1 protein-coding gene is annotated in these 696 nt (G+C 65.1%); it reads left to right on the top strand.

The window, feature by feature from the left end:
• On the top strand, positions 1 to 693 hold a 693-nt coding region (locus AWB83_RS35700; protein ID WP_143750175.1), incomplete at its 5' end, for a class II aldolase/adducin family protein.
• Between the last annotated feature and the right edge of the window lie 3 nt (positions 694 to 696).

Here is a 696-nt window from a genome sequence, read left to right on the forward strand (position 1 = left end):
GTCGGCGCGTGCCGCGCGTTCGCGCAGCAAGGTTTCGATTACGGTTTCGCCGGTCACCTCACCGTGCGCGATCCCGAAGACCCCGGTCTCTACTGGACCAACCCGATGGCCGTTCACTTCTCGCAAGTGAAGGTCTCGAACCTGATCTGCGCCGATCACGAGGGCAAGGTCGTCGAGGGCCGCTACGCAATCAATCGCGCGGGCTTCGTGCTGCACGCCGCGGTGCATGAACAGCATCAGGACATCATCGCGATGTGCCATGCGCATACGGTCCACGGCACCGCGTTCGCCTCGCTCGGCAAGCCGCTCCTGCCGATCTCGCAGGACGCCTGCGCGTTCCACGAAGACCACGTCGTGATCGGCGACGAGGCGGGCAAGGTCGCCGTCGAAGTGAAGGGCGGCAACAAGGTCGCCAATGCGTTCAAGGGCGTGAAGGCGGCGATTCACCAGAACCATGGTCTGCTCACGGCGAGCCGTCACAGCATCGACTCGGCCGCGTTCTGGTTCATCGCGCTGGAGCGCTGTTGCCAGCAGCAGTTGATGGTCGAAGCGACCGGCGCGACGCCCAGGCTCGTGCCCGAAGACCGCGCGCGCTACAGCCGGGAGCACGTGGGCAGCGACTACATCGGCTGGCTGCACTTCCAGACCATCTGGAACGACCTCGTCGCCACGCAGCCCGACATGTTCGACTGATCC

Origin of the sequence: Caballeronia ptereochthonis, from assembly GCF_001545075.1 — a bacterium.
Lineage (GTDB): Bacteria > Pseudomonadota > Gammaproteobacteria > Burkholderiales > Burkholderiaceae > Caballeronia > Caballeronia ptereochthonis.